The sequence below is a fragment of the Pantoea sp. y20 genome (assembly GCF_054903455.1).
Window position 1 is genome coordinate 307828 of record NZ_JBUBNJ010000002.1, and the last position, 25418, is coordinate 333245.

25 protein-coding genes and 2 pseudogenes are annotated in these 25418 nt (G+C 52.6%); 15 read left to right on the forward strand and 12 right to left on the reverse strand.

The annotated features are described in order from the left end of the window. Position 1: 1 nt before the first annotated feature. From ACYAC5_RS21220 to ACYAC5_RS21240, 5 genes and pseudogenes are all read right to left on the reverse strand, one after another. Positions 2-1939, reverse strand: coding sequence for a MacB family efflux pump subunit (locus tag ACYAC5_RS21220; protein ID WP_137387291.1), 1938 nt, complete (start codon positions 1937-1939; stop codon positions 2-4). Continuing rightward, a complete protein-coding gene (locus tag ACYAC5_RS21225; protein WP_110866794.1) occupies positions 1936-3111 on the reverse strand; it encodes an efflux RND transporter periplasmic adaptor subunit in 1176 nt (391 codons plus the stop codon). The genes ACYAC5_RS21220 and ACYAC5_RS21225 overlap by 4 nt, the downstream gene beginning before the upstream one ends. Positions 3112-3464: 353 nt before the next feature. Continuing rightward, positions 3465-5165 carry an ABC-F family ATP-binding cassette domain-containing protein gene (locus ACYAC5_RS21230; RefSeq protein ID WP_192413144.1) on the reverse strand — a complete coding sequence of 567 codons (1701 nt, stop codon included), beginning with the start codon at positions 5163-5165 and terminating at the stop codon, positions 3465-3467. 364 nt (positions 5166-5529) lie between these two features. After that, positions 5530-6678: a glycosyltransferase family 4 protein gene (locus tag ACYAC5_RS21235; protein WP_462063385.1), complete on the reverse strand. Its 1149-nt coding sequence runs from the start codon at positions 6676-6678 to the stop codon at positions 5530-5532. 392 nt (positions 6679-7070) lie between these two features. Continuing rightward, positions 7071-7151 (reverse strand): annotated as a pseudogene (locus ACYAC5_RS21240) (hypothetical protein); the annotation flags it as partial. Between the two features lie 7 nt (positions 7152-7158). On the opposite strand from ACYAC5_RS21240, the pseudogene ACYAC5_RS21245 reads away from it, so the two are divergent. The 5 genes and pseudogenes from ACYAC5_RS21245 to ACYAC5_RS21265 all read left to right on the forward strand — a co-directional run. Next, positions 7159-7422, forward strand: a pseudogene (locus ACYAC5_RS21245) (MFS transporter); the annotation flags it as partial. 94 nt (positions 7423-7516) lie between these two features. Continuing rightward, positions 7517-7999 carry a glutathione peroxidase gene (locus ACYAC5_RS21250; RefSeq protein WP_280173188.1) on the forward strand — a complete coding sequence of 161 codons (483 nt, stop codon included), beginning with the start codon at positions 7517-7519 and terminating at the stop codon, positions 7997-7999. Positions 8000-8157: 158 nt separating this feature from the next. Beyond that, complete coding sequence (locus tag ACYAC5_RS21255; RefSeq protein WP_210080406.1) at positions 8158-8916, forward strand: MurR/RpiR family transcriptional regulator; 759 nt, start codon at positions 8158-8160, stop codon at positions 8914-8916. A gap of 117 nt (positions 8917-9033) precedes the next feature. After that, positions 9034-10542, forward strand: a complete 1509-nt coding sequence (locus ACYAC5_RS21260) for a PTS transporter subunit EIIC (RefSeq protein ID WP_462063386.1) — start codon at positions 9034-9036, stop codon at positions 10540-10542. A gap of 18 nt (positions 10543-10560) precedes the next feature. Continuing rightward, entirely contained in the window at positions 10561-11994 is a 1434-nt protein-coding gene (locus tag ACYAC5_RS21265; RefSeq protein WP_462063387.1) for a 6-phospho-beta-glucosidase, read from the forward strand. A gap of 38 nt (positions 11995-12032) precedes the next feature. Here the strand turns inward: ACYAC5_RS21265 and ACYAC5_RS21270 are convergent, their stop codons facing one another. Continuing rightward, a complete protein-coding gene (locus ACYAC5_RS21270; protein WP_312462238.1) occupies positions 12033-12719 on the reverse strand; it encodes a RipA family octameric membrane protein in 687 nt (228 codons plus the stop codon). 178 nt (positions 12720-12897) lie between these two features. On the opposite strand from ACYAC5_RS21270, the gene ACYAC5_RS21275 reads away from it, so the two are divergent. From ACYAC5_RS21275 to ACYAC5_RS21290, 4 genes are all read left to right on the forward strand, one after another. Further along, complete coding sequence (locus ACYAC5_RS21275) at positions 12898-13251, forward strand: DUF1428 domain-containing protein (RefSeq protein ID WP_462063388.1); 354 nt, start codon at positions 12898-12900, stop codon at positions 13249-13251. Between the two features lie 223 nt (positions 13252-13474). Next, entirely contained in the window at positions 13475-14116 is a 642-nt protein-coding gene (locus ACYAC5_RS21280) for a LysE family translocator (RefSeq protein WP_462063389.1), read from the forward strand. A 122-nt stretch (positions 14117-14238) separates the two neighbouring features. After that, positions 14239-15102, forward strand: a complete 864-nt coding sequence (locus tag ACYAC5_RS21285) for a substrate-binding domain-containing protein (protein WP_462063390.1) — start codon at positions 14239-14241, stop codon at positions 15100-15102. Positions 15103-15128: 26 nt separating this feature from the next. Further along, a complete protein-coding gene (locus ACYAC5_RS21290) occupies positions 15129-15479 on the forward strand; it encodes a DUF3147 family protein (RefSeq protein ID WP_462063391.1) in 351 nt (116 codons plus the stop codon). Between the two features lie 199 nt (positions 15480-15678). On the opposite strand, the gene ACYAC5_RS21295 is transcribed toward ACYAC5_RS21290, so the two are convergent. Then, complete coding sequence (locus tag ACYAC5_RS21295; RefSeq protein WP_462063392.1) at positions 15679-15969, reverse strand: hypothetical protein; 291 nt, start codon at positions 15967-15969, stop codon at positions 15679-15681. 117 nt (positions 15970-16086) lie between these two features. Beyond that, a complete protein-coding gene (gene ycgZ / locus ACYAC5_RS21300; protein ID WP_110866812.1) occupies positions 16087-16338 on the reverse strand; it encodes a regulatory protein YcgZ in 252 nt (83 codons plus the stop codon). Between the two features lie 274 nt (positions 16339-16612). On the opposite strand from ycgZ, the gene ACYAC5_RS21305 reads away from it, so the two are divergent. Both ACYAC5_RS21305 and ACYAC5_RS21310 read left to right on the forward strand, forming a co-directional pair. After that, positions 16613-16864, forward strand: a complete 252-nt coding sequence (locus ACYAC5_RS21305) for a type II toxin-antitoxin system RelE/ParE family toxin (protein WP_462063393.1) — start codon at positions 16613-16615, stop codon at positions 16862-16864. Positions 16865-16989: 125 nt separating this feature from the next. Then, positions 16990-17316: a helix-turn-helix domain-containing protein gene (locus ACYAC5_RS21310; protein ID WP_137387307.1), complete on the forward strand. Its 327-nt coding sequence runs from the start codon at positions 16990-16992 to the stop codon at positions 17314-17316. Between the two features lie 102 nt (positions 17317-17418). Here the strand turns inward: ACYAC5_RS21310 and ACYAC5_RS21315 are convergent, their stop codons facing one another. Further along, entirely contained in the window at positions 17419-18252 is an 834-nt protein-coding gene (locus ACYAC5_RS21315) for an oxidoreductase (RefSeq protein WP_462063394.1), read from the reverse strand. A gap of 111 nt (positions 18253-18363) precedes the next feature. Between ACYAC5_RS21315 and ACYAC5_RS21320 the strand changes: the two genes are divergently transcribed. Both ACYAC5_RS21320 and ACYAC5_RS21325 read left to right on the forward strand, forming a co-directional pair. After that, positions 18364-19299, forward strand: a complete 936-nt coding sequence (locus ACYAC5_RS21320; protein ID WP_462063395.1) for an AraC family transcriptional regulator — start codon at positions 18364-18366, stop codon at positions 19297-19299. Positions 19300-19353: 54 nt separating this feature from the next. Then, positions 19354-20556, forward strand: a complete 1203-nt coding sequence (locus tag ACYAC5_RS21325) for an FAD-dependent oxidoreductase (RefSeq protein ID WP_462063396.1) — start codon at positions 19354-19356, stop codon at positions 20554-20556. Between the two features lie 159 nt (positions 20557-20715). On the opposite strand, the gene yddG is transcribed toward ACYAC5_RS21325, so the two are convergent. Both yddG and ACYAC5_RS21335 read right to left on the reverse strand, forming a co-directional pair. Beyond that, the gene (gene yddG / locus ACYAC5_RS21330; RefSeq protein ID WP_192413124.1) at positions 20716-21603 is read right to left on the reverse strand and encodes an aromatic amino acid DMT transporter YddG; all 888 of its coding nucleotides are present in this window, start codon (positions 21601-21603) and stop codon (positions 20716-20718) included. A 126-nt stretch (positions 21604-21729) separates the two neighbouring features. Continuing rightward, complete coding sequence (locus tag ACYAC5_RS21335; protein ID WP_192413115.1) at positions 21730-22581, reverse strand: Vmh family MBL fold metallo-hydrolase; 852 nt, start codon at positions 22579-22581, stop codon at positions 21730-21732. 122 nt (positions 22582-22703) lie between these two features. On the opposite strand from ACYAC5_RS21335, the gene ACYAC5_RS21340 reads away from it, so the two are divergent. Continuing rightward, positions 22704-23582 carry a LysR family transcriptional regulator gene (locus ACYAC5_RS21340; RefSeq protein ID WP_280173183.1) on the forward strand — a complete coding sequence of 293 codons (879 nt, stop codon included), beginning with the start codon at positions 22704-22706 and terminating at the stop codon, positions 23580-23582. Between the two features lie 119 nt (positions 23583-23701). On the opposite strand, the gene ACYAC5_RS21345 is transcribed toward ACYAC5_RS21340, so the two are convergent. Beyond that, positions 23702-24472, reverse strand: a complete 771-nt coding sequence (locus ACYAC5_RS21345; protein ID WP_462063397.1) for an AraC family transcriptional regulator — start codon at positions 24470-24472, stop codon at positions 23702-23704. A 117-nt stretch (positions 24473-24589) separates the two neighbouring features. Here ACYAC5_RS21345 and ACYAC5_RS21350 point away from each other — a divergent pair, with 117 nt between their 5' ends. Next, entirely contained in the window at positions 24590-25378 is a 789-nt protein-coding gene (locus ACYAC5_RS21350) for a sulfite exporter TauE/SafE family protein (RefSeq protein WP_462063398.1), read from the forward strand. The last annotated feature ends 40 nt before the right edge of the window (positions 25379-25418 follow it).

Genomic DNA, 25418 nt, shown 5'->3' on the forward strand with positions numbered 1-25418 from the left:
GTTATTCGCTTGCCAATGCCGCCACCGGATCCATGCGTGCGGCTTTGCGCGCGGGCAGGTAACCAAAAATCATGCCGATGATGGTGGAGCAGGCAAAGGCCGCACCCGCTGACTGCCATGAGAAGATCGCCGTGATCATGCCGCCCGCCAGCAGGCTGATAATCGGACCAATCACCAGCGCCAGCGCGACGCCGAGCGATCCGCCCACCAGACAGACTAAAACTGCTTCGATCATAAACTGCTGCATGATGTCGCCGCGCCGTGCGCCCACCGCCATGCGCACGCCGATTTCATGGGTACGCTCCGTTACCGAGACCAGCATGATATTCATCACGCCGATGCTGCCAATCATCAGTGCAATTGAGGCGACCAGCAGAATCAACAGCGTTAACGTCGCGGCGGCATCTTCAATCGCTTTGCGGTATTTGTCGCGGTTGAACACCAGGAAATCTTTGCTGCCGTGACGCGCGGTTAGCAGTTGCGTCAGCGATTCCACCGCCGGGCCGCTCACCACATCGTCCTTCAGCTTAATGCTGATGCTGGTTAGCGCGGTTTGCCCGCTGATGCGATACATCACGGTGCTCCACGGCAGCCACACGCTGAGGCGATTGGGCGACATGCCATCGTTATTATCCGCCACGCCAATCACGCGCACCGGCACCGAACCCAGCACGATCATCTTGCCAATTGGGCTTTCCCCGTGTTCGCCAAACAGTTTGTTGCGCGTGTTGGTATCGATAATGATCTCCTGACGCGCGTGGCGTTCATCGCTGAAGTTGCTGCCTTCCAGCAATTTAATGCCCTGAATCTGGAAATACGCTTTGCCGACGCCGTACACTGAGGTTTTGGACGCGTTGGAAAGATAGCGAATAGGCTGATTGGCGATCATTTCCGGGCTGACCGCTGCGACAAACTGCTGACGCCCAATCACGTCGGCATCGGCCATCACCAGCGTCAGCACCGGATGCGCTTCATCCTCGACAAAATCACCGCCGGCATAGATCGACACCACATTGGTGCCGAGCCCGGAAATACTCTCCAGCGTTTTTTGCCGCGCGCCCTGGCCGAGCGCCACCACCGTGACCACCGCCGCGATGCCAAAAATAATCCCGGTCATGGTCAGCGCGGTGCGCAGCCGATGCGCGTTCATGGCATTCAGCGCCATGCGCAATGATTCGCGAAAGCGGTCGAGCAAGCCGCGCAGCTTGCTCTGGCTTTTAGGCGCGGCGGGGACATATTGCGCGCGGGTTGCATCCTGTTTGCGGCCGCTGTCGGCAAAAATCTCGCCGTCCTGAATCTCAATAATGCGATCGGCGTGCTGCGCCACTTTCATGTCGTGCGTGACGATGATCACCGTGTGACCTTCGCGATTGAGATCGTGTAGGATGCGCAGCACCTCTTCGCCGGAATGCGAATCCAGCGCGCCGGTCGGTTCATCGGCAAGAATAATTTCGGCACCGTTAATCAGCGCGCGCGCGATACTGACGCGCTGCTGCTGGCCGCCGGACAGCTCGCCCGGTTTATGATGTTCGCGGCCCTGCAAACCTAAACGTGCCAGCAGATCCGCCGCGCGCTGCAGCCGTGCTTTGCCCTGCAGATTGGCGTAGATCGATGGAATCTCGACGTTGCTCAAGGCGCTGAGATCCGGCATCAGATGATAACGCTGGAAGATAAAGCCGATATGCTCGCGGCGGACTTTCGCCAGCGCATCCGGCGACAGCGTGGCGGTGTTTTGGCCACTAATGAAATAGTCGCCGCTATCCGGCGCATCCAGGCAGCCAAGAATATTCAGCAGCGTCGATTTACCCGAACCGGACGGCCCGATAATCGCCACCAGCTCGCCGCTAGCAATGCTCAGGTTAATGTCTTTCAGCACATGCAGAGATTGCGAACCGTTAACATAGCTGCGCTGGATGTTTTTCAGTTCGATGATATTCACATCAACACCTCGTCAGCGCCCGCCGTCTGCGTAGCAAGGATCACTTTCTCGCCGACTTTTAAACCGCTCAGCACCTGAATATCAACGCTGTCAGTGATGCCAGTGGTGATGATGCGTTTGACCGGCTGGTTATCCTGATCGGGGATTTCCACGTAGGTTTTGCCATCCGCGTCTTTCTTCGTCGCCTGCACCGGCACCAGCAAAGCGTCTTTGGCGGAATCACGCAGCAGGTTGACCTGCGCCGTCATGGAGATGCGCAGCGCGTTGTCGGGGTTTGGCACATCCAGCAGCGCGTTGTAATAGACTGCGGCGTTGGTGCTGCTGGCTGGCGTGCTTTCGCTGTTGCCCATCAGCGCGTCATCTTTCATCACCGATTCCGGCGCCAGTTCGAGGCTGCGCAGCGTGGCGTTGTAGCGCTTGTCTGGATTGGAGAAGGTGGTGAACCACGCTTGCTGGCCTGGCTGCACGTTGTTGATGTCGGCTTCGGAGATCTGCACTTTAATCGTCATGGTGCCGAGCTGCGCCAGCTTGGCGATGGTTGGCGCGGTTTGTACCGCGTTCACCGTTTGACCTTGCTTAGTGACGATGGCGATGACCGTGCCGTCCATTGGCGCCATGATGCGGGTATAACCGAGATCGAGCTGCTTCTTATCCACCTCAATCTGCGCCTGAATCACGCGCGCTTTTTGCGCGGTTAGCTCGGCGCGTGCACTGCGCCACTCTTGTTCGGCGGTATCAAAATCCTGACGCGAGATCGCATTGGTTTTAATCATCTGCTGCAAGCGCTGATATTGCGCTTGCTGTCGCACCAGCGCGGCTTCGCGGGTTTCCAAATCGGCCTGCGCCACGCTCAGCGCCGCCTGCGCGTTACGCAAATCGCTGCGCTGCGGTTGATCGTCAATTTCGGCGATTAGCTGGCCTTTGCTGACGCTATCGCCAGATTTGATATAGAGCTTTTTCACCTGACCAGAAACCTGCGCACCGACGTTGACGCGTTCAACCGCATCCATTTTGCCGGTGGCAGCAATCACGTTTTCGATATTTCCCTGACGCACTTCGGCGGTGACCACCGCGTTAGGTTTATGGCGTGAACCGGCGAAATGCCAGATCAACAGCAGGAGAATGACGGCAGCGAGCGTAGCGAATAGCCACTTTTTTGAGATATTGAGCATAAGCGTCCCTTATATGAAGCGAGAATCATAATCACTTAAGGGAACAAACTGGAGAAAATTCGCCGGATTTATCTGGGTAATGCGCGCTGGTTGAAAAATGATTAAAGTTTTCCGAATAGAAAGGGCGGCTGGGTTGTTTACAGCGTATCTGAGTCACTGATTGGGCGTAGGGTCGCCATTTATGACGTAATGTTTGTCAGTTAAGCCACGAAACCTCTCATCACCCAGAGCACATATTGTAGCGGCGCAATTTATTGCGCGATAAATCGCGCCGCTACGGAAGGTGCGGTGATTTGATACGACGCTTAACTGAGCGGCATTACGTCATTTATGGCGACCGGTTCACTACCGATTTACAGATCGAGCTGGGTTTTCAGCTTCGCGATCTCCTCACGCCACTGCGCTTGCAACGCGGGTTTCTGATGCTTCGGCTTACGCGCCAGATCCTCATCCAGTTTGCTTTCCACCTCTAATAACGCCAGCAGCAAAGCATCTTCATCCAACGCGTTTTCCGTCGCCGCAGGTGCAACAACCTCAGACATGGATATCACCTGTTCAGCACGCAGGCGCTCGGTCACCGCGTCAAAATCGTGCCACTGGCTGAGTTGCTGGTCCTCTATCAGCCAGAAACGATTGCAGCTGTTGGCGATTAACTGACGATCGTGCGACACCAGCAACACCGCGCCCTCGAACTGATTCAGCGCCTCCGCCAGCTCCTCTTTCCCTACCATATCCAGATGGTTAGTGGGTTCATCGAGCAGCAGCAGTGAATAGCGCGCCAGCGTCAGCCCCACAAAGAGTAAACGCGAGCGCTCGCCGCCGCTCAGTGATCCAATCAGCTGCTGGTGACGCAGATACGGAAAACCCGCACCGATCAACGCCATCTTGCGCTGCTCATCGCTGAGCGGCGCAAAATGCGCCAGCGCATCACTTAACGTTTCCGCATCGTGCAACTGATGCAGACTTTGATCGTAATAACCGAGGCGCGCGCGGGGATGAAAAAGCGCGCTATCTGCTTGTTGAAATTCACGCCACAAATGGCGCAGCAGCGACGATTTACCGCAACCGTTGCGGCCAACGATCGCTACGCGATCGCCACTTTTCACCTGCAGCGTTGGTAGTGAAAACAGTGCAGGTGCGTCATCGGCCGGCCGAATCGACATCTGCGGCAATGCCAGCACGCGATCGGCATCCAGCGCTTCACCTTGCAGCTGCAGCCGCCATAGCGATCCTTCGCTCAGCGTGGTTTGTGCTTCTTTCAACCAATTGGCGCGTTTCTCCATCTGCTGCGCTTTGCGCGACAAACCTTCGTTATCGTAAGTGCGGCCCCAGATCGCCAGACGTTTGGCACTTTTCTCTACGCGTTCGATCTCTTTCTGCTCGGCCTGATAACGCTGCGTGTCAGCGTCATCCTGCTCGATCAGCGCCTGACGCGCCGCGCTGCAGGGCAGACGGAAGAATTGCAGACCGCGATCGCGCAGAATCCAGCTGCAGTTAGTCACCCGATCGAGCAGGGTGCTGTCATGGGAAACCAGCACGAAGCTGCCGCTCCAGCCGTTGAGGAAATTCTCCAGCCACAATAGCGTTGGCAAATCGAGGTGGTTGCTGGGTTCATCGAGCAGCAGCAGATCCGGTTGCAGGATCAGCGCGCGCGCCAGCAGCAGGCGCATATGCTGACCGCCACTTAACGTTGCGGCAGTTTGCGTTTGATGCTCAGCGGTAAAACCCAGGCTGCCCAGCAGCGCTTCGGCGCGCCAGCGATCGGCTTGTTCCGGCAAGCGCGCCATCACGCCATCCAGCAGCGACGCGTTGTGCAGTTCTGCTGGCAGATGCTGCTCGATGCGCGCCAGTAAACAGTGATTAGCCGGCGTAACGCTGCCGTGGCTGGCTTCAAGTTCACCACTGAGAATTTTCAATAAGGTGCTTTTACCGGTGCCGTTATCACCCAGCAAACCGATGCGATCGCCTTTTTTCAGGCTGAAATGGATATCGTGAAATAGCGTACCGAAGGCGTTATCGAAACCGACAGCGTGGGCGGACAGTAAAGTGCTCATGTGCTTACTCATAAGTTGCAGGCGCAAAAAGGCCCGACGTCAGAAATCGCTGACGACAACCCGGTAAGCCGGAGGAAGGGATTAGATTTTCAGTTAACTTCGCTCAGGACGGATTATCGCAGCACGAGTGCGGAAATGCCTGAACGCGGCCAATTACTGTAGAAGTGTGAGTAAATAAACAATTCACACAGTGGCATAGTAATCCTCCTTAGTTATCAGTGGGTGAATAAGTGAGCTGATGATAGTGGCGGAAAGGTCTGTTTTCCAGTTAAGAATGCCCGAAATGTTGGGAGGGCAGGTTATCCGTATGAGCAATGTGAACAATACCCATACAGAAAACGGTTAATTTCTTTATTTGTCTGGCTCAAAACCCCCTGTATATCGCACTCAGGTAATTTCTGAACTCCACAGGATCGTGTTCATTACGTATGCGAGCGACTGACTGTATAGCGCGCACTTTGACAATTTTTCTGTCGCTTAAGATATGTAAAATATGGGCTTTTAACTGAGAAACGATGGTGCTTCTCAGTGCGGCTTTATCGTTGAGCGATCCAACCGTCAGCTCCAACATCGGATTCAGGGGGCAGCGAATCAGCCAGCCGGCATTTTCCGGATTAATTTCCGGCAAGGCTCTGACATTCGTCGTTATTACCGGGCAGCCGCAGGCCTGCATTTCCAGAACGGAAAAGCCGTATGTCTCCTGCCATGTGGGCAGCAGCCCGACATCAGAGGTCTTAATCAACGCCAGTACCGCGTCGTTGGTCAGCGACGTATAGTGCTGGAATAGAGGGCATTCACGAAGTGTATCCTCCACGCTTCTTCTAAATGCGTCATCATCCTGGAACGCCTGGTGAGCCACGTTATGCGTTTTGCCAGGATCACCAACCAGATTTACGCGTACGTCGTTCACACTTATCAGGTTTTCCCTTAATAACTGGCTAAAGGCTAGCACAACTTCTGCCCCTCCTTTGCGATAGAACTCCTTGCCCACGAAGGTAAAATTCAGCGGACCTCTTTCAACCAGAGCATTTTTTTCCTGCAGTACCGGCTGCGGGGGATGCAGTACGTGCAGTTTGGGCCCGATGATAGCCTGCTCCCTGGGGAAATGTTCCAGCAGCCGCAGTTGGATCTGACGTGTGGCTTCTGAGATAGCGATGATACCTTTGCAGCGCGGAGAGCAGACGTACCGGAGTTCCCGCGCCAGCTCGGGGTTGGCAAATTTGGGTATTCCCTCAACGGGAAGAACACGGGGCAGTTCGGTTTCAAAGGTCGCTACCCAGTCGCCTGGCCCCGAAGAAACTTCGTTAAAAAGGTGGATAATGTCCGCATCACCTGAAGACATCAGAGGCAGCGGACGAAAAATAAAGAGTTTATTTTTATGCAATAAGCGCCGCCTTATAACGTTGATCCAGGTCCAGATATTTCTGGGACGGTAATCCAGATAGCGATTTGCAGGGTCTGTAATGATGTTTCTCTTTTCCGGGTAGCCGTTTCCACCGACGATAATCTTCATTCTTCCCCCTGCTGGCGAGTGCAAAAAATTAACAGAATTAATTTAAATGTCCTCGTTATTAAGAGGATGAAAAAGTATTTAGTTTATGTAAGGCTATGGTTTTTCAGATAAGATCTGAATTCAACATGGTTATTCAGGCTGTTGATACCAGAGCAAAATCTGCTTTTTGCGCCGCTTCCCAACATGTCAAATTATGCACGGCCAAACAGCAAAAATACGTGTATTTGCTGGTGTTTAATCGATTTCCAGAAAACGTCGGGAGGGAGAGTGCCAATGCTGATTAAAGTTTCAGGTTGCTAAGAAGCCTTTATTTACTTCAGGATTAATTAACAGTGGGCGAATGAGAGAGATGATGATATTGACAGGTATACATATTTTCCATTGAAAATCATTTAAATTCTCAATGTATCAATAGCCGCGCGCAAAGTGGGTGACACATTGCGGTGCGGATAATAGAGAAATGACGCTTCCAGAGTAACCGTTGCCGTTTTGCTGAGCCTGTGGGGAATGCTTGCGACAGCCGCGCCAACCGGATGGTGGACATGGCTCGCGCGGACGCTACCCGAAGATGCAGAGGCAGGTGGTGGTCTGATGGTTGCTGTCATCCAACTCTCCATTGCGCTTGGATCAACCGTTGGGGGTTTGATTTTCGACAGTCTGGGTTGGCAAAGTGCTTTCGGCTTGAGTGGTTTATTACTTCTTGGTGCGGTAGTCATGACTTTTCACACATCACGTCTAACATGAATCGCAGGCGCTTTAATCATAGAATAAGGCGCAGAGGCCGCTGATTAAAGCACCGTCTTTAATGCCGAACTGATTCTGCTCTGAGGATTGATACATGACCACCTTTCATCAACTTAATGCCATCAGCTTGCGAGGCCAGCCCATCTCTATGGCCGATTACGCCGGGAAGCTGGTTCTGGTGGTGAATACCGCCAGCCATTGTGGATTTACTCCTCAATATGCAGGCCTTGAAGCGCTCTACAAGAAGTACGCGGACAATGGGCTGATGATATTGGGTTTCCCCTGCAATCAGTTTGGCAAGCAGGAACCTGGCGGAGCCGATGATATCGCGCAGACCTGCCTCATCAACTACGGTGTGAGCTTCCCGATGTTCGATAAAGTCGAAGTTAACGGCGCCGCAACGCACCCCGTATTTCGCTACCTGAAAGCCGAATTACCCGGTGTGTTGGGCGGGCGGATCAAATGGAACTTTACTAAGTTTCTGATCGGACGCGACGGCAAACCGATCAAGCGATTTGCACCGATCACCAAACCAGAAAAAATGGAAGCGACGATCCTTACTGCGCTGGAAAACTAATATGCATTCCGCCATGCTTGATCCAAATTGTGCGAGCTATCACAATTAATACAATTTCTTTTGGTTTGCCGCGCGGGTTTACTCGTTAAACATCCCTCAGATGTCACGGTTTGTGACATGATAAGCGTCATAATTGAATCGTCAGGATGTTTGAATAGATGTTTAACGCCAGAAAACTATCAACCTTAAATGCCCTCGAAAGCAGCGTGCATAATTACATTATTAAAAACATCAATGCCGTTATTTATATGACGATAAGAGAGCTAGCTGATAATTCTGGCGTATCTACCGCGACTGTTCTGAGATTCTGTAAAAAAATGGACTTCAAAGGTTACTCAGAACTCAAAGCCAGTATGAAGTTGCACCTGAACAAAAATAACACATTACTGATTCCTCATGGAGCTGAGGAAATATTGACCTTTTTTAAAAGCATCAGAAACGATGAATTTGATGAGATGATCAATCAGGCGGCTCAATACATTCGTGATGCCGAACGGGTGTTCTTTGCTGGCGCAGGCAGCTCTGGCACGCTTGGCAGGTATGGTGCGCGTTTCTTCTCTAATGTAGGCAAGTTCAGTAATCACATTGATGATCCCTATTATCCGGTGAGTACCGATATGGTGCAGAGTTCAGTGGCTATCGTGCTTTCTGTCTCTGGCGAAACTCCCGAAATATTGAAGCTTGCCAGGCAGTTTGTTATTCACAAGTGCAAAGTGATTTCTATTACCTGCAACCCGGATTCAACACTGGCAAAACTTTCTGACTTTATTGTTCCTTACCATGTTTCTCGCATTTTGATTGAAAGCGAATACGATATTACCACTCAGGTTCCGGTCATTTTTATTCTTGAATCGATAGGCAGAAAACTGGTGGTGAATAATGTCAGCGATATGTCACGCGGTGTGACATTTTTGTAATTAGCGACCCGTTATAACATATTGTGACCTCGTGACATTGCCGGGATGATTTTCTAACATTGCCGGAATTAGTCCGCTCCTGACGGACTGAATTCCCTCTGGCAATGGAAGAAAACCATGGCAATAGATTATGCGGATTCTGCGAAAGAGATCGTTAGACTGATAGGTAGCGATAATAATGTGATAAGTGTGACACATTGCGCTACACGTCTGAGGTTTGTGCTGAAAGATTATTCTCTGGTCGAGGTTGAATCACTAAAGCGGGTAAAAGGCGTTATCACCGCGATGCAGGCCAGCGGCCAGATGCAGGTGGTGATTGGCAATCACGTTGGTGATGCTTATCGCGAAGTGCAGAATCTACTCACTTTCGACGAAAGTACAGCGGTACCACCGCCTAATGTCGGTATGGTTAGCCGCATTATGGATATCATCTCCAGCATATTTGCGCCTTTTCTCTATCCGCTGGCAGCCTGCGGTGTGCTGCAGGGCATCATTTCGCTGCTGACCGCCATCGACCTGATGGATCCTGCAAGCGGCACTTATCGCATCCTTAACTTCGTTTCGTGGACCGGCTTTACCTTCCTGCCCGTGATGGTGGCGTTTACCGCCGCCAAAAAATTCAATGTCAATCCGTTCACGGCGGTTATCTCCGCCTGCGCGCTGGTGTCGCCGGATTATCTGAGTATGTTGACGGCCAACAAAATCCTTACCGCCAACTCAGCCGATCCCGCAGTGCAGGCCTTGATGAAGGGCGCGGTTGAAAATCCCGAAATTTCAAGGGTGATGGTGCAGACCGTTGGCATTCCGCTTGATGCCGCGCCGCTGACCTTTATGGGGCTGCCGGTAGAGTACTTGAGTTACACCTCGTCGGTGATTCCCATTATTTTGATGGTGTGGGGCATGTCGTATGTACAGCGTTTCTTCGAGCGCCTGCTTCCGATGGTGATACGCAACCTGTTCACGCCCATGTTCTGCCTCGCCATCATGGTTCCGTTCACGCTTCTGGCATTCGGTCCGATCGGCAATATGATCGGCGGCGCCATCGGTGGCGTCTATAACACCCTTTATCATCTCAGTCCTGCCATTGCCGGATTTGTGGTTGGTGCCTTCTGGATGCCACTGGTTACCTTGGGCGTGCATTGGGGCATCACGCCAGTGACCGTCGGTAACTATGCCACCCTGGGCTACGACACCTTTACCGGACTGCAAGCCTCCGCGGTATTCGGTATGGCGGGCGCGGTGCTGGGCGTATACCTGAAGGCGAAAGACGCTGAGCTTAAGCGCATGGCGCTCTCTGCGGGTGTAACGGCGCTGTTCGGCATCACTGAACCCGCCATTTACGGTGTGGCTCTGCGTCTTAAACGACCGATGATTTGTGGCTGCCTGGCGGGCGCTGCCGGCGGCATGATCGCCGGGGCTTTCAACGCGGTTTCATGGAGTTACTGCATTCCCGGCATTGCCGTCCTGCCGGTGTTCTTTAAAGAGGGGCACATGACGCAGTTCCTCGGCTTCCTGGTATCCATATTCGTCGCCTTCATATTGGGCATGGTTTTCTCTTGGGTCGCGGGATTCAAAGAAAACAGCCAACCTGACATTCGCTCTGTGCCGCAGCCTGGCACCCTCTGATAAATAGAGATACAGATTATGAATAAGCCATTTCCAGAAAATTTCATGTGGGGCGGTGCTGTTGCCGCTCATCAGGTCGAGGGAGCCTGGGATAAAGGCGGTAAAGGCCCGAGCATAGTCGATGTCCTGACCAGCGGGGCGCACGGTGTTGATCGCGTCATCACCGCCGGCATTCAGGATGACTGCTTTTATGCCAATCACGAGGCATCAGACTTTTACCATCGCTATCCTGAGGATATCGCGCTGTTGGCAGAAATGGGCTTCCGCTGCTTCCGCACCTCAATTGCCTGGTCGCGTATTTTTCCACGCGGCGATGAAGCCGAGCCGAACGAAGAGGGGTTGCGTTTTTACGATGCGCTATTCGATGAGCTGCTGAAATACGGGATTGAACCGGTAATTACGCTGTCCCATTTTGAGATGCCAAACTTCCTGGTCACCGAATATGGCGGCTGGAAAAGCAGAAAGGTTTTGGAATTTTTTGTCCGCTTCAGTGCGGTGGTTATTGAACGCCTCCAGCACAAAGTAAAATACTGGATGACCTTCAACGAAATTAATAATCAGCGCAACTGGAAAACTCCGCTGTTTGGTTATTGCTGCTCGGGCGTTATTTTTACCCACGAGCCTAATCCTGAAGAGTGCATGTATCAGGTTCTGCACCATCAATTTGTGGCGAGTGCTCAAGTGGTGAAGTTGGGACATGAAATTAATCCTGCACTACAAATTGGCTGCATGATCGCCATGGTGCCGCTCTATCCGTTTTCCTGTCATCCGGATGACGTGATGTATGCTCAGGAAGCGATGAGGGAGCGATTCCTATTCAGTGACGTGCACATGCGCGGTCATTATCCGGCTTATATTCTCAATGAATGGCAACGCAAGGGATACCATATTGCAATGGAGCCCGATGATCCGCAGATTCTGCGGGAAGGCTGTGCCGATTATATCGGGCTGAGCTATTACATGAGTAATGCGGTCAGTAAAGAAAATGCCGGCAGCGGGACGGCGCTTTCTGGCTTTGAGGGCAGCGTACCGAACCCGCACGTTAAAGCCTCAGATTGGGGCTGGCAGATCGATCCGGTCGGGCTGCGTTATGTGCTGAATATTCTTTATGAGCGTTACGAAAAGCCACTGTTCGTGGTGGAAAACGGTTTTGGTGCCATCGACAAAATGGATGAAAAAAGCGAGATCAATGATGACTACCGCATCGATTATCTGCGGGCGCATATTGAACAGATGAAGAAAGCTGTGACCGAAGATGGTGTCGATCTTATGGGATATACCCCTTGGGGATGTATTGACTGCGTATCTTTCACCACCGGCCAATACAGCAAGCGCTATGGTTTTATTTACGTAAATAAAAACGATGATGGTAGCGGTGATTTTTCCCGCTCGAAGAAGAATAGTTTTGATTGGTATCGCCGGGTCATCGCCAGCAATGGCGAAGAACTCTAGCGAAATATGTGCGACAGGGATGTCGCACATTGAGATCCTTATGGCTTCTCTTTTTCGTCTTCAACCGGAATCAGCGGTTCATCAATAGCAATGGATGAATTGGATTTCAGCAGCTGAATATCCAGAATCACGTAGGTCATGGTGGTGATGAACAGTGAAATCACGCTGCCAATCACGCCGCTGGTGGTGAACGTGAAATAGTTATACATCACCACCCAGGTCACACAAATAAACAGCGCTAGCACAACGTTAATTGCCGATTGCGAATAATCAGTGGTGCGTGATCCCATTTCATTAATTTGCCGACTGAAATTCGCGCCGCTGTATTTCTCCAGCACAAATATTCCCTGTTCCCAATTACGCAAGCGTCGAGCGCCACTGCGAGTCAGAAATACGTACAGCAGCGAGATGAATAAACCAGAAAAAGCAATCAGTACCGGCACCGCTTCCAGCGCGTAAGCGAGGCTTTTATGGCTCGATGCCTGCGGCGTGAGATCCAGCGTTAACGACGCACCGAGTGCGGCATATAAAAATACAAACAGTAGCAGAAACAGCGCGTTGCGGCGCCAGTCGAGGTCGGCTTCGTGATTCTTCTGCTGTCGTGCGCTGTGTAGCGCCTGCTGTAATAACGTGGCATCGGTGGATGCGGTGTCAATACTCTCAATCTCTTCACCCAACAAACGGTGAATAAACGGCTGATCGGCCGGTTCAATGGTGATGCGCATAGATTTCTCGGTGACGTAACGATCAAAGGCGTCAGTGTAACGTAAATCGTCTGGCGCGCGCAGAATCTGCGAGTAAGCGCGCAAATTTTCATCTCTGTTTCGGCTCGGGTTGCACATCATTTATACAATTAATGCGCGGTTATTACTGACCGCGCAAATGACGACGGAGTAACGAGCTATGTCGTATGTAGATGGTTTTGTCGTAGCGGTGCCGGAAGCTAATAAGGAGGATTATCGTGCCATGGCGGCTAAAGCCGCGCCGCTGTTTAAAGAGTTTGGCGCCACGCGTGTTGTCGAGTGCTGGGCAGACGATGTTCCCGAAGGCGCGCAGACCGATTTTTATCGCGCGGTAAAAGCCGAAGAGGGCGAAACGGTGGTGTTCAGCTGGATCGAATACCCATCGCGGGAAGTGCGTGACGCCGCCAATGCCAAAATGATGTCCGATCCGCGTATGAAAGAGATGGGCGAGAATATGCCGTTCGATGGTAAGCGTATGATCTATGGTGGATTCGCGATTTTGCTGGAGGCGTAGTTGAGTATTTGCAACTGCAGTGAACCGTAGCGGCGCAATTTATTGCGCGGTAATTCGCGCCGCTACGAAATGTACGGTGATTTGATGCGGTACTTAATTGATCGGCCTTACGCGATTTATCGCGATATTTTTAATCATTGTGTGTCTCTTACTTCTATTGTGCGCAATTAATTGCGCCGCTACGATAGGTGCTGGAATTATTCACCCTTTACAAGGAGTCACTATGCTGGATATCACGCACTTTCCGCTTTTCCTCGCATCCGTATTTCTGCTGTGTATTACACCGGGACCGGATTTAGCTTATGTCGTAGGACAAAGCGTAGCGAATGGACGACGTAGCGGTGTGATATCAGCCAGTGGCGTAGCGTTAGGAAGTTGCACGCATGCCATCGCCAGCGCCGTCGGATTAACGGCGCTAATTACCGCTTCGCCACTGTTATTTACGGTGATTAAATATATTGGTGCGGCATATTTAATTTATCTGGGCAGTAAGATGGTGTGGAGAACCTTTTTTAGCCGTGAAGAAGAGAAAACACCGCAGGCTGAAATTCCACGCTCTAATACGCGCAACTTATTAGTTCGCGGTTTTATTACATCGATTACCAACCCAAAAGTATTGCTGTTTTTCATCTCCTTCTTCCCACAATTCGTGGTAGTTGATGGCGATCATCATGCCAGCTCGTTTCTGTTGCTCGGCCTGACGTATGCGGTTGTGGGTTTAATGACTGACGTGATATTTGCTCTGGTTGCTGGCAGCGCGGCTAGCGCGGTGTCGCGCAATGTGATGTTGCAGAGATTGCTTGATCGTGTGGTGGGCATCACCTTTATCGGTTTAGGCGTACGCCTGGCGCTGACGCGTCGTTAACAAATTCATCTCAGGAACAACGGCCAGCGATTGGCGCTCGCGGATTATTCGGGTAACGTGGAATGCTTAACTTTGTTACCTACAAATAATTACCGCACGCTAAGTTGCAGGAGAGTCATTTCATGGCCGTTAATTCTAATATCGTCGGCATTGTCAGCGATGAGTTCATCAATCCCAACACCGTAAAGCTGCTTAATGAAGTCACGCGCCAGTTGAATGAGCGTGGTTTTATTACGCTGCTGCTGAATGCGAATTCCCGCGAAAGTTTTCAAAGCGCGCTGCGTAATGCGGCTCAACTTCCTGTTGGCGGCTTGGTTTTTCTGACTTCGCTGTTTAGCGATGAACTGAGTGTGGCGGCCGATATTCTGCCGCAGACGACAACGGTTCATCTCAGCCACAGCGCCAGCGCGGATGCTAACGTTGTGATTGCGGATGGTTATGACGCAGGCGAAGAGATGGGATTGCTGCTGCTGTCGCAAGGTCATCAACGTTTCGGCTTTATGCACAGTCAGGAAAATAGCGCGCCGGCGCGCCAGATGGACGGTTTTGTCGCTAGCCTGCAAGCTGAACAGAAAGAACTGAATATCGAGCTCTCTGCCGGTGGCAACGATCGCGAACTGGCTTATCAGGCAATGATGGCGTATTTGAAGAAAACGCGCGCTGCCGAGCGCATCAATGCGCTGTTTTGCGAAAGTGATGTGCTGGCGTTCGGCGCGTTACAAGCGGTGCGCGACTTCGCGCAAGGCGCACATGTTGCGGTGGTGGGTTTTGATGATGTCGATGAGGCGCGCGCGTCAACCTGGCATCTCACCAGTTGGGCGCAGCGACGGGATTTGCTGGTGGCCGAAGCGCTGAATCGTTTGCTGGAAAACCGTGCCGACGCCAGTAACGCCTGGCAGCAGGGCGAATTGCAGGTGCGCCATTCACATCACGGCAAACATGTGCCGGGCGAAATGTCGCAGTGCGGATGTGCGATTCGGCATTAATCGCCTGAAGCAGGAAGGGGAATCGGATGCTCTGGCTCATCGCCAAATACGCCATAACCGCTGGCATGGTAGTGCTGATATCTGAAGTGGCTAAGCGTAGCGATCGCCTTGGCGGGCTGATTGCCGCACTGCCTTTGGTGACGGTGCTGGTGCTGATCTGGATGAAGCTGGAAGGCCAAAGTCAGGCCAAAATTGCCAGTCACGCGTGGTACACCTTCTGGTATGTGGTGCCGACCTTGCCGATGTTTGTCGCCTTTCCAATTCTTTATCAACGCCTCGGATTCTGGCCGACGTTGTTCGCGAGTTGCGTGCTCACCATCTTGCTATTTCTGCTTTGGGCCACGCTGCTCAAGCGTTTGGGTATTGAGTTGATGTAGGTTTATTAGGATAACGCTTCACCAATATCCGATCTTGCAATGCATCCATCTGCATTTCAGGAATAAGCTTAGTCAGCAGGCTGCTCTCGGCGAAAGGCGATTTTTCCGGTCCAGTGTGGCGCGCGAAGAAAACAAGAGTGATGTGTTTACATTGAAAAACAAAAGGGCGAACGCGGATCAACCAGCATTCGCCCAACGTTTAGTGCTTGGTTCCATTACCTGAACCGTCACGATTGCGGAAAATATGCGTAACGTTATCGGTGTTTTTAATCGCAATTCCGCTCTGCTGCGGGGTTTCGATATAATTCATCACTTCCGACATCGCACGGCTCAGCGCTTGCTGGCGCGGCGGATCGCGTTCAATCGAAGCCATCACGCGCAATTTATCAAGCAGCGCGCGAGTAGAAACCGGGCCGGATTTTTTCAGCAACTGTAAAATCGCATCGCCCATGATGATGTCGGTGAGCCGTTCTTCATCACTTCTGTACATATATTCTCTCTGATTACCGCGGCAGACCTGCGGCAAATAACGAAGTGGATTCAGTCTAACCTGTAGCTGAATGAGGCGGAAACCACTTGGTTAATTCTCAGGCCAGCGGCGCCTGATTTAGGCTTCTCGTTCTACGGAAAACATCAGGCCGATTAATTGCTGATAGTGAATTTCCGCTTCAGTACCGCGTGCTTGCTCCATACGGCACAGCAGCTTGGTGCATAGCGTTTTACGGCTTAACGTTCGGCCTGAACGCAAGATCTCGACCACAATCTGCCCCAGCGTTTCCTGCTGCGAAGGCAATGAGGCTTCTTTAAAGTAGCGTGCAATAGCTTCCGACGCTGTGGAAAAGTTACGATCCTGACGCATGGTTCCATCCTCAAGGTTGACGTATAACTTTAGCCATCAAACTTATACAAGTTTAATTAATATGTACAGGAATATGGCGAATCAGTTGCGTAGTCATTTGGCCAGAAGTGCTAATTTATTGTTAACAATCACTTAATGAACAGGTCAGGGAGGTTGAGTGTATTTCATACAATGCTAAGTGATGAAGGCTGTTCTTGAGTATATATATTGCACTTAGTACAATAGGTTTTCATGCCAGGACAAGGAGAGTCCTCATTAAGAACGGAGGGAACACATGGCAATTTATGTCTTAAAGCCATTCGATAGAAACACCAAAGGTGACGCTATCGATAGTGCAAAATTATGCAAAGCGGCGCTGGAAGTCATGGCAGGGATTTATGAAGCCAGTTTCGGCGGGGGAGTTTACAAGAAGCGCATTCCTTTAGTTGCTGGAAAAAGTGGCGGGGCCCGGGCGGTTGTAGCCTTTAAAACTGAAAAACATCTTTTTTTCGTCAACGGCTATGCTAAATCCGCATTCAAAAAGTAGTGGTCGAGAGATATCTGAATCTGATCTCGCTCTCTACAAGGAAGTGGCCAAACAACTATTTGAAATGACATCAGAACAAGCAAAAGTAGCCATCAAGACTGGCAAGATGCGTGAGGTAAAATGTGATGGTTAATCATCTGAAAGATTTACAAGAGATCGCCAGGGATTTTAATGAAATTGGCGTGGTCACCGATGAGCTAAAAGAAAAAATTGATTCTCGTGTGAGATTGCGTGAATTGCGCGCTTCGCTACCTGTCCTGCACATGATGTCGGGAGATGAAATAAATCAGTTACGTCAACGATATAATCTGAGCCAGGCGATGCTGGCCGCCTACGTCGGCATGTCAGTGGGGACGGTAGTGAAGTGGGAACGAGAAGAGAAAAAACCTAACGGCGCAGCACTGCGATTGCTCAATCTTATCGAGCGAAAGGGGTTGGAAGTGCTGCAATAATGCCTGTTAGTTGAGGGTAAACCGGTCGCCATGAATGTCAGCGTGGCGAGATTTTATAGGGTGCGCATTCATGCGCACCTGAATATCACCGCAATTATTCCATCAGCCATCCGTCGATCGCGTCAGTGCTTCCCAGCGATCAATCTCCGCGCTGAATGATTCCATCTTCTGCCGCACCAATGCCAAAGCATCGCTGCCCAGCAACAGATGCGCGGGTGGATTGCTGCTTTCGATCACATCGAGCATCGCGCTGGCGGCTTTAAGCGGATCGCCCAACTGTTTGCCACTCTTCTCTTCACGCGCCTGCCGAATCGGGTCGAACAACGCATCATAATCGGCGATGCTGCGTGCGCTGCGCACCATCGAACGCCCGGCCCAATCGGTGCGAAACGATCCGGGTGCGACGGCGGTCACATGAATATTGAACGGCGCCAGCTCTTTGCTGAGGGTTTCCGAAATCCCTTCCAGCGCAAACTTGCTGCCGCAGTAATAGCTGATGCCGGGCAGGGTGATAAAACCGCCCATCGAGGTGATGTTAATAATGTGGCCCTGACGGCGCTGGCGCATAAAGGGCAGCAGCGCTTTAATCATCGCCACCGCACCAAACACGTTAACGTCAAACTGGCGGCGCATCTCGTCCAGTGATGATTCCTCCATCACGCCTTCGTGACCGTAACCGGCGTTGTTCACCAGCACATCAATTGGGCCAACGCGGGTTTCAACATCGGCAATTAACGCCTCAATGGCGGCGAAATGGGTAACATCCAATTCATAGGCGAAGGCATTTTCCGTATGCAAATTTTCAAACTCGGCTTTTGCCGTAGCATTGCGCACCGTACCGACCACGCGATAGCCACGATTTAGCGCAACCTGCGCCAGCGCGCGGCCAAATCCGCTGCTGACGCCAGTGATGAATAATGTTTTAACGTTGGACATTTGCGGTTTCTCCTCAAAAAGTAGAGGATGCATAATATTCTGGCGCTGAAACGGCTATAAGGCCTTATCTTGTTTAATTCTTGCCTAATATTATGAAGGTGATGTTATTCGATGAAAGAAACGCTCCAGCAGCAAACCGTACAACTGCTTACAACGTTAGCGCCGCAGGAAGGTTACAATCTCACCGCGTTGCCGGACGTGCGCATCCTGCGTTCCAATCGGCCGCTGGCGCGTACGCCGGTGCTGTACGACCCGGGCATCGTGATTGTTTGTCAGGGATCGAAACGCGGCTTCTTTGGCGATCAGGTTTATCTCTACGATGAGCAGCACTATCTGGCGGTTGCGGTGCCGGTGCCTTTTACCATGGAAACCGCGGCATCGGCGGAACATCCGCTGTTGGCGATTTACCTGCATCTCGATTTCAGCGTGGCGACAGAATTGCTGTTGCAGCTGGAGCAGCAAGATGTGGCGTTTGAGAGCCAGGCGGCGCAGAGCATGATGTCGAGCCCCATGGATCAGACGTTGCGCGAGACGGTGTTGCGCTTTCTCACAACGCTAAATCATCCGCTGGATGCGAAGATGCTGGGTCCAGCGCTGGTGCGTGAACTCTATTATCGCGTGCTGACCGGTGCGCAGGGCAGCGCGCTGCGAGCGGCGTTAACCTTGCAAGGCCAATTTGGCAAAGTGGGCAAAGCGCTGAGCCACATTCACGCGCACTATGCGCAGCCGCTAACGCTGGGACAACTCGCGTCGCTGGCGGGCATGAGCGTGCCCACTTTTCACACCCATTTTAAAAGCATCACCAATCAGCCGCCGATGCAGTATGTGAAGTCGGTGCGATTGCATCAGGCGCGCATGTTGATGGTGCGTCAGGAGATGACGGCGGCTGCGGCCTGTCATGCGGTGGGCTATGAAAGCGCCTCGCAGTTTAATCGTGAGTTCAAACGCCTGTTCGGTTTACCGCCGGCCGAGGAGATCAAACGCATGCAGCGTAACTTTGCCGTGCCGCCGGCGCATCAGGCCTCGACGTTCGTTTCATCACATTAGCGCAAGGTTATGCTATAAATGATAACGATTATCATTTTTGGCGTGAGGCAGAGGATGCAGGTAGCACAGGAAAACGCGATAAGCGCGGATTGTTGTATCGTTGGCGGCGGCCCGGCGGGATTAATGCTGGGCTATTTACTGGCGCGCGCGGGCTTACGCGCCGTGGTTATTGAAAAACACCCCGACTTCCTGCGCGATTTTCGTGGCGACACCATTCATCCCTCAACGCTGGAGATCATGCGCCAGCTGGGATTGCTCGATGAGCTGCTCACCTTGCCGCACCAGCGCGCGGAGAAGCTGCAGGCGGAAGTGGCGGGTGAAGAGATCACCATGGCCGATTTCTCACGTCTACCGGTTGAGTGCCGCTTTATCGCCTTTATGCCGCAGTGGGATTTCCTCAATTTTCTCGCTAAAAAAGCCGCCGAATTTCCGGGGTTTACCCTGCTGCAATCCACCGAATTTAATGACTTTATTTATGAAAATGGCGTAATCAGTGGCGTAAAAACGTTACAGGGTAACGAGTGTCACATCATACGCACCGCTTTAGTGGTAGGTGCGGATGGCCGCAATTCGCAGGTCAAAGCCAAAGCCGGATTAACCGGAAAAAGCTTTGGTGCGCCACGCGATGTATTGTGGTTTCGGCTGGAAAAACATCCCGACGATCCGCAACTCGGCATGGGTCATAAAGGTCCGAAGCAAAACTTTGTCGTTATCGATCGTGGTGATTACTGGCAGTGCGGCTACACCATTCAGAAAAATCAGTTCGACGAGTTAAAGCTGGCGGGATTGGACGCGCTAAAAAGCACCATGGCGCAGGTGGCTCCGTTCAGTGCAGAGCGCATGGCGGAAGTTGATGAGTGGGACAAACTTAAGCTGTTGTCGATTCGCATTGACCGCCTCGATCGCTGGATGAAACCTGGCGTGCTCTGTATCGGTGATGCTGCGCATGCCATGTCGCCGATTGGCGGCGTGGGGGTTAATCTGGCGATTCAGGATGCGGTGGCCGCAGCCAATATGCTGACCAAACCGCTGCAGCAGGGCAATGTAGCCTTGCACGATCTGCAAAAAGTGCAGCAGCGCCGCCAGTTCCCAACCGTCGCCACCCAATTCCTGCAAATCAAAATGAGCAGCAACAAGCGCAAACGCAGCACACCAAGCAAAGTGCCGCAGATCATCAGCCGTTTTCCGTTCCTGCGCCATCTGTTCGGCCGCTTGATTGGCCTCGGCTTCCGCACCGAAAAGCCGCGTTATTTATAACCGGCAAAAAAAAAGCCCGCTAAGCGCGGGCCAGGTAAAGGTTACCAATCTGAAATTCTCGTAGCAACGCATTGCTGTGTGTTGCGTCGCTATAATAGCAACAGATCGCCATCTGTGCAGGAAAGGATTAACGAGTTAATTTTGTTCTAAGGATAAGCATTATGCTTGCTGCACCCGCGTTGACCACCAGCACATCAGCGATCCCAGGCTGACCATCGCGGTACCTTGCCAGAAGGAGACGGTCAAATGCGAGCGCAGAATAAAGGCGGCGAGAATCGAAGAGATGATCGGAATGAAGTAGGACGCAGCGGCCAAAAGGGTCACGTTGCCATGCAGTATGCCGACATTCCATGCGGCATAGCCAAAGCCCATCGCCATCGCAGCAAGCGCCAGACTGATGCAAACCTCAGCGGATAACACAAACGGCGGCTGCGGTGAGAGCAAAAACTTCAGCCACAGCGTCAGCGCAGTCAGGATAAAGAACAGCGTTATCCCATTGTTGCCGTCAGCAATTTTTTTGGTTACCACACAGTACACCGCCCAGATAATCGCGCCGCTCAGCGCCAGGCCGTAACTCCACGGATTATCCATCACGTTATGGGTGATTTCGCTGAATGAAAAACCTTGGTCGCCGCCCAACACGCGACAAATGCCGGCAACCGCCAGCAACACACCCGGAATAATCAGCGGATGGGTTTTTTGTCGATTGACTATCACCGCGAAAACAATGGTCAAACTTGGCCACAGATAATTGACCATGCCAACTTCAATCGCCTGGCGGCCGCTGTGGGTAAAGCCTAATGAGAGTGACAGGCAGAGTTCATAACAGACGAACAGCACGCTGCCGATAATCAAATAGCTGCGCGGAAAAGTGCGCAACTTTGGCAAGCCTACGGTGAAAATCAGCATAATAGCGCTGGCGCTGTAGATAAGCGCCGCGCCGCCTACCGCGCCGAATCCTTCGCTGACATTTTTAATCAGTCCTACAATCGCGCTCCACAGCAGAATGGCCAGCATGCCAATCAGCGTCGCCTTTTTTTGGGGCATGACCCGCCACCTTATTTCGCAAATTCGGGCCAAAATCCTATCAAATCAAACGCGCTTTGTATTTGCTCGATTTACTGCTGCGATGCTGGTCGCCATTTATGGCGACCACACTCACTGAAACATTATTTACCACTTCATCTCGCCGGTATTAACTTTGGCGCTCAAATCCAATGAACTCTCCTCCGGCAGATGCGGATAAGCGGCTTTCATGGTCTCGATCACCTGCGCGGAACCTTTGTGCTGCTGCAGCGTTTTCTCAAAGGTTTGCAGATAGTTCAGGGTAAAGCTAACAGCCGCATCGCCCGCCGGGCGCTCGCCGAGATAATGGCCCGGAATCACTTGCTTAGGTTGCAGCTTTTGCATCTCGCTCAGCACATTGCGCCACCGCTGACGAATGGCAGGCGTTTGCGTATCGGCGGTCCAGACGTGAATGCCGGAAGCCACGCCGGTGCCGCCGAGAATCGCTTTGTTCGCCGGGATCCACACGTAAGCCGCGTAATCATTGGCGTGACGCAGTTCCAGCGTTTCACCATCAATTTTAAACGTCGTGGCATGCGTAACCTGCGGAACATACAGCTGCTTTGGCGCGCCGTCCTTCATCTGCGGCCCCCAATATGCCAGCTTGGCGGCTTTACTGGCTTCGATGTGTTGTACCACCTCCGGCGTTGCCACGATCTTCACCTGCGGGAACGCTTTTACAATCGGTTCCAGACCAAAATAGAAATCAGGATCGCCGGAGGTAATAACAATCTGCGTCAGCTTCTTGCCGCTGGCATTGATCATCTGCACCAGCTTCTCGCCGTCTTTGGTGCTGAACTGCGCATCAAACAGTATCGCTTCATGCGGACCAGAAACCAGCGTCGAAGAGACCGGGAAAATGCCGTTCTCCTGCGGGTTATACACGTCTAAATTCAGCGGCGCAGCGAAGGCCGGCAGGGCGGTAAAGGCCAATGCCAGCGTCAACGTTTTCATTTTCATCGAATTTTCCTTTATCCGGCACCTCGCCGTCTTTGAGGGCTTTATTGTAGAGAAATTGCTGGCTGGTAGAATTCCCGAAACTGGATATGATCAGTTTCATAAAACGATCAGATGGAGCCAATATGGACAGAGTCACGGCGGCAACGGTGTTTAACCGCATTTGCGAGCTGGGCAGCTTAAGTGCTGCGGCGCGTGCATTGGATATTTCGCGGCCGATGGTCAGCCGCTATCTGGATGAAATGGAGAAGTGGGCCGGTGCACGTTTGCTGCACCGATCATCGCGCAAACTGACCATTACGCCCGCTGGCGAGAAGATCCTCGAAAAATCGCGCGCGCTGGCGAGATTGGCTGAAGAGATTGCCGATCAGGGCGCGGATAGCGAACCGCACGGCACCTTGCGCGTCGCCTGCGCACATTCCACCGCCACGCATATTCTGGGCCCGATAATTCCGGCATTTCTCGCGCGTTTTCCGGCGGTGCGTATCGAACTGGAGATCAACAATCAACCGGTGAGTTTAATCGGCGAACGCATTGATGTGGCGGTGCGGATTACCGACGATCCCGAACCTGGCGCCATTGCCCGACGTTTAGGCGAATGTGTTTCGGTGGTGTGCGCCTCGCCTGGCTATCTGCAGGCGCGTGGTGCGCCGCAAACGCCTGCCGATCTCGCACAGCATAATTGCCTGCATTACAGCCGTTTCGCCGGGCAGAGCTGGCAGTTTTCCGATGCGCAGGGCGAAACCCTCTCAGCGGCAGTGCACGGGAATTTCAGCGCCGGTATCTCGTCGGTGTTGTGTGATGCGGCGATTGCCGGTTGCGGTTTAGCGATGGTGCCGGAAATGGAGGCACGTCACGCCCTCGACAATGGAAAGCTACAAACCGTGCTGCCGGCTTATCAGCCAAAAACGCTGGCGATCTATGGCCTCTACATGTCACGCGAACGGCAACCGGCGGCGCTGCGGGCGTTTTTAGATGCGGTGCAGCAGCAGTTAACCGCCTGAATTTCGACACGTATCTGTTTCAAAAGAAATTAGATTATTTTCAGTGTGTTATGCATGAGATCGTATCCTCAGAAAGCCGATTTCAGCCTGAAATCGCCAAATGAGTGGTGAAACTTTGCTCAGTTATGGTCGATGTAAAATGATGGCGCCTGACCGGTGACGCGACGGAACATGGTGGAGAAAGCGGAGCTGCTGTCATAGTCGAGCGAGAGCGCCACGTCGTTAACGGATTTGCCCGCCACCAGCCACGCCAGCGCCGTCACCACGCAGGCGCGCTGTCGCCAGGCGGAAAAAGACAAACCGGTCTGCTGCAGGAAATGGCGGCGGAAGGTGCTGGGACTCATAAACAGTGTGCTGGCCCAACGTTCGGCCGGGTCGTGAATGGTTGGTGCTTGTAAGAAGTTCTGGCATTGCGCCAACAGCGCCGGATGTTGCGGCAGCGGAATATCAAATTCCCTTACAGGCATCGCCGCTAACTCAAGCAGCAGCAACTGCACCAGCGCTCTATCGCGATCGGATGCGTATAACAGCGGTAATTCAACGGCTTCAATCAATAGCTGTCGCAGCAGCGGCGAGACGCTGATGACGCGACAGCGATCGCTTTCACGCAGAGCTGCCGCACAAACCGGCTCGATATACAGACTGCGCGTAGAAACACCCACAAACTTAACGCTGTGCGCAGTGTTTGGCGGAATCCACACCGCATGCTGCGGCGGTACCACCCATTCGCCCGCCTGCGTTGCGACGTGCATCAAACCCGTTGCGCCATACAGCAGCTGCGCGCGACGATGGCGATGCTCTGGCAGCACAAATCTCTGCGCGTAGTCATTGCCCAGCGCCACCACGTCACGATCAATATGGTCGTATTCATCAATGTGGCTATTTCGCATCCCCGACATCCACCGCAAATTGACTGATTTGCAAGGGTAATTGAGCGCTGCACAAATGGGAAGCTGGCAGGTTGCTGCGTAAGCTACATCACTCTTTTCATGACGCAGAGAAAGACGATGAACGAGCTGTTAATCATTGGGCTGGCGGGTTTTGCTACCGGCATCACCACGGTGCTGTTTGGTTTTGGCGGCGGTTTTGTCGTGGTGCCGTTTGTCTATCAATTGTTGTTGCAGCAGCCGTTACTGGCGGCTCAGGCGATGCATATCGCGGTGGCGACCTCGACCGCCGTGATGATTTTCAACGCCGGCTGGGCCAGTTATCAAAACTGGCGGGCTGGCAAATTGCATGATGTTCCTTTGTTGCCGCTAATTTGGTTTATCGCGCTCGGAGCGGTGATGGGATCGTGGCTGGCGGGCGTGATGAGCGACATTTGGGTGCGCAGGCTGTTTATGCTTTACATGATGGTGACTATCGCTGATTGCCTGCTGCGGAAAGGCTTCTTTAGCCGCACTGCACCGCGAAGGTTGTCACGGTTGACCGTCAGCGCGGGCGGCACAATGATTGGTGTGATCGCCGCCATGCTCGGCGTTGGCGGCAGCGTAATGACCGTGCCGCTGCTGCGGCGTCATGGTTATGCCATGCGCGACTGTGTCAGCGCGGCCAATCCGCTGTCGCTGCCGGTCGCCGTTTTTGGCGCGATAACTTACGCCATCAGCGGCTGGCAGCAGATTCCCGTCAGCGGTTATCTCGGCTTTATCAGCCTGAAAATTTTACTGCTGCTGGTGGCCGCCGGTTTTATCGGGATCGTGTTTGCCCGGCGCTGTATTCCGGCGGTGCCCGATGTCTGGCATGCGCGTATCTATGTGCTGCTGTTGTGCATGGTGTTGTTGGCTATCGCGGTTTAAACCGTGGATTGGAAACCATGCTGATGCAGAACCATGCTGG